This is a genomic window from Haemophilus parainfluenzae, assembly GCF_900450995.1.
GTDB lineage: Bacteria > Pseudomonadota > Gammaproteobacteria > Enterobacterales > Pasteurellaceae > Haemophilus_D > Haemophilus_D parainfluenzae_O.
This window is the reverse complement of the sequence record NZ_UGHY01000001.1, coordinates 1-4,176: the sequence shown is the minus strand read 5'-3', so window position 1 is coordinate 4,176 and position 4,176 is coordinate 1. Positions and strand designations below refer to the sequence as shown.

The 4,176-nt window shown below is 38.1% G+C and carries 2 protein-coding genes and 1 pseudogene; 1 reads left to right on the top strand and 2 read right to left on the bottom strand.

Features of this window, described 5'->3' with window-relative positions; genetic code table 11:
- Positions 1-435: 435 nt before the first annotated feature.
- Positions 436-1,331 (bottom strand): annotated as a pseudogene (locus DX522_RS00020) (cation transporter).
- 558 nt (positions 1,332-1,889) lie between these two features.
- On the opposite strand from DX522_RS00020, the gene DX522_RS00015 reads away from it, so the two are divergent.
- Positions 1,890-2,903 carry a replication initiation protein gene (locus DX522_RS00015; protein WP_005646131.1) on the top strand — a complete coding sequence of 338 codons (1,014 nt, stop codon included), beginning with the start codon at positions 1,890-1,892 and terminating at the stop codon, positions 2,901-2,903.
- Positions 2,904-3,892: 989 nt separating this feature from the next.
- Here the strand turns inward: DX522_RS00015 and DX522_RS00005 are convergent.
- Positions 3,893-4,176, bottom strand: a 284-nt coding sequence (locus DX522_RS00005) for a type II toxin-antitoxin system RelE/ParE family toxin (RefSeq protein ID WP_115179381.1), incomplete at its 5' end; no start/stop codon positions are given.

Below are 4,176 nucleotides of genomic sequence, written 5' to 3'. Positions count from 1 at the left end.
TCTAGTTTTAGTACCTGTTTCAGGTTTTTCATCACATCTTCATGAGAAGTTGATTTTACTAATCCATTTTCTAATTGATGCAGTAAATGAAGTTCTTCGTTTGTATAGAGGGGTTCTTTTTTCTCAAATGTTTGAGTATTGGGTAATGCTATTTGCATAATTCCTCCTTTTTCATATAAGGGTAGTTTATCAGAAAAATTTTTAATCAAAAAATAGGATAAAAACTATATCCCCTATCCTGCATTAGCATTTTTTGGTGATCTGTAACATTGCATAAACAAGCGATTTAAGTGAGTAAAATGATTTAACATAATGGCACTTTATGCGAAACCAGGTGCTTAACTATGCAATTAAGGCTCTAAAAAAACAAAGCAGGGGTATAAGCAGATAAAACAGGGCATACGGCGAGAGCTTTTTGCCAATAATGAGCATTATTTAACCCTTCAACGCCAAAATGCGTCTGGCACCGTTAAGTACAATCCCCCCGTGATGGTGCCGATAATCAGATCTGGATAATTGGAACCGGTCCACGCGACCAGGGCGCCGGCGGTGATGCCCCCCAGGTTGATCACCACGTCGTTGGCCGAGAATATCAAGCTTGCCTTCATGTGCGCCCCGCCTTCCCGATGTTTGGATATGAGCAGTAGACAACTGGTATTGGCAATCAATGCGACGAATGCGATAGCCATCATCACCAGAGATTCAGGCTCACTACCGAATACAAAGCGTCTCACCACCTCTACGAGCACGCCCACAGCCAAGATCAGTTGCAGTACACCAGCAAGATGCGCGGCACGTACCTGCATTTTCACGCTATGTCCAACCGCATAAAGGGCAAGCCCGTACACCGCCGCATCGGAAAAATTGTCCAGGGATTCTCCAATCAGGCCTGTGGACTGGGCGATCAGACCGGCAGTCATTTCCACCACGAACAGAAGTGCATTGATGCCGAGCAACCAGCGCAGGGTCCCGGATTCTTGCTTAGCAGAAGCTGCCGAAAACTCGGCGGCCTTGATGGTCTCTGGATTTGCAGCGACGGTTTCCTGAAGCGAGGCGCCTAGCCCCAAGGTCTTCAGTTTCGAGGTGATGGGCTCGACCTCGCCGTCATGCACGACCTTCAGCCGGCGGTTCGACAAGTCGAAGGACAGCGCCCGAATCTCCTTAAAGCCGTTCAGGGCTAGGCGAATCATTCGTTCTTCTGATGGACAGTCCATCTTCGGCACTGCATAAACACTGACCCATCTCCCTGGCGCCTCTGAGGAGGCCTGTATATCGGTATCCGCTGCGGACGTTGCATCACCGCCACAGGCGCCACCACAGGATTTGCTCATAATACGACTCCACTTGAACAATGTTGTGGTACCATTTTAAACTATAAAGCTACTATAAGGCCAATAGAGTAAAGAATCCGTTGGGGAGGAGGCTGATGCGCATTGGTCAGTTGGCACAGCTGAATGAAGTCTCCTACGGCTCCGATTTTTTATATACCACTTCGGGGCTTTATGGTTTCTTTTGCTTAAAATCCATATTAATAAATAATCTTTTTAATTCTTTCTTTTCTTCATCTGATAGCCTAATCCCTTGAGCAACACGCATAGCAAAATCATTAGGAATCTTATTAAATTCTGCATTGAATAAAAAAATAAAAAATTAGGGCTGAAAGCCCCCAAAAAGAGCCTTTAGGCTCTATTTTTTGTATTCTTGTTTGTATTCTTGTTTGTAGGCTCTGGGATCGCTTGTCGCACAAGGGGTTTGCGATTTATAAGACTACAGATTTACGGTTATAAGACTACAAATTTACGGTTAAAAGACTACAAATTTACGGTATTTGACTACTTGTATTTTTTATTGTAGTCTTTAATGGCTGTTTGTTACCTTAAGGGTGGGTTATGACTGATACATCATTAACAATTTCTAAAGCTAATAGTTTTGTTCAAGCTAGTTATTCCATGACTCTTGATGAAATGAGAATTTTGTCTTTGACGCTAGGTGTTTTTAATCCTGAAAATCCTATTAAACGTGGGTTTGATTTTACTATTGCGGATTTCTGTAAGCATTTTCCTGATGTTGATGAAAAATCAGCTTATACCCAGGTTAGGAATGCAATACTTAAAATATCAAAGCGTTGGATTGTATTGGTAGATAATGAAAAAGAATTAACTGAAGTGGTTTTAGTTAATAAGAGAACATATTTCAAAAAAGAAGGGCGTTTTTATATCGAATTCCATGAGGATTTACTACCCTATATCGCGCAGTTGCATAATAACTTTACTAAATATCAATTGGTAAATATTGGTGCTTTTTCTAGTACGCATACAATTCGATTATATGAATTATGCTCTCAATATAGGGATACAGGGTGGAGACAAACAAGTGTTGATGAGCTTAAAGATTGGTTACAAGTTTCGGATAAATACGATAGATATAATAATTTTAACCAGCGTGTTTTAACGCCCGCTATTGATGAAATCAATGCTAAATCGGATCTTCTTGTAAGTGTTGAGCCGATCAAGCGAGGGCGCAGCATTGTTTCGTTAAAGTTTACAATTAAAAGCAAGAAAAGTGCGGTAAAAATCGAACAGAAACGCCCGGCGTTCCCCCATAAAAACAAGTATGGTTCTTTCGTTAAGTTTGATGCGCAAAATCCAAAGTTTAGCTCGCATGAATACGCTATTTACGCTAAGGATTGTCTATTAAAGCTAGATGGTTTTTATGAGGTGATAGATGATGTGCCGCTAGATGACCTGGTGCATTATGCTAAATTTTTAGCGGTCAATGAAAGTCATAAGTCAAAATTTGGGAAAGAGCGTGATATTTGGGCTGAATTGAAAAAGAGAGGTTATAAGCTATCACTTTATGAATTAGTAGAGATACCTAAAAATCAGATAGATTTTGTTGAATAGATTTATTTATACCTGACATAATTTCTCCTTGTTTAGTTGTGATGAAAATCATTGTGATAAGAATTGCCTAAGTCTTTTGTAAAAGAAAATGAGCGTTTTTGTATTTAAAATTAAGACGCCGTCACAAAAAAAATCTAAAATAAACTCATAAAACATTCATCAGGAAACGTGAGGTATTTGCTGTTTTTTGGGTTTTTTAGATGCAAAATTGCATCTCTACAGATTCTCTACAGAATCTTTTGGTAAAATTCATAATGAAATCAAGAGATTCTCTGGGGGTGCGCTACAGATTCTCTACAGAATCAGCTTCCCCCCTCTAAAAATGTGGTCGAAAACACTCAAACCCTTGATTTATAAAGGAAAAAAAGGCAAATTTTAAATTTGCGTTAGGTGTGTATCAAAGTAAAGAATTAATGATATTTTAATAATAGAATCTGGCTTAATCTTTACCTTAGATCACCTGGTCTTTTTACCCATTCCAGGCAATTAAAATGCCTAATAAATACCTTAAATGAAAGAATAGAATGAACGCCCTTTTTATTATTGTTTTTTATAATGCCCTTATTATCGTTTTTATCCTCTTTTTTGCTTATCTGTACTTAATGTATAAGCGTAAAAAGCACATCAATTCTTTATTAGAAAAAATGTCGAGCTCTTACGCTAAATTTGCAATGAATAACCAGGCTCAGATGCAATTTGAGAAAAGAAAAAGAGAGTGGGAAAGGAAACACCCAATAAAGGCTCTAAAACAACGTATTAAGCGTTTTTTTAATTGAGATTAATAAAACCTTTGATATGATGAAAGAGCGGAGGAATTCGCAAATCTTATATGGATAACAATGGTGCAAAATCTCATTGCACCCATTAACCGCAGAAAGTAACTCGTCTTTCTTTTTGCGGTTTTTTTTACGCTCAAAAAAAATGAAAATCCATAAAATCATTGGCACTTGTTGGCAATGATTTTATGGATTATTTCTGAATCTAACGATTTAATAATTTTTTTGTTTAGCTGATTTAAAATCTACGATATAAACGGTTTCTCTACCAATAAGGAATTTTACAAGATATTTCCCGTTAAGAATGGGGATTTCCTTTTTCTTTCTAAGGCGGTACACATCTGCCGTGAAAGAAAGTTTATCAACCTCACTCTTGATAGCATCATAAAAATTTTCTGCAATAACCACATTTTGAGATTGTTCTAGAATGTATTGTGCTTGCCGCAGTAGTTTATTTTCTGCTAGTTCATACCATTTGATCGAGTAATCAAATTTCA

What these genes read in the sequence shown, in the direction of transcription:
- DX522_RS00015 (WP_005646131.1), top strand. Translation starts at nt 1,890, where the DNA reads ATGACTGATACATCATTAACAATTTCTAAAGCTAATAGTTTTGTTCAA.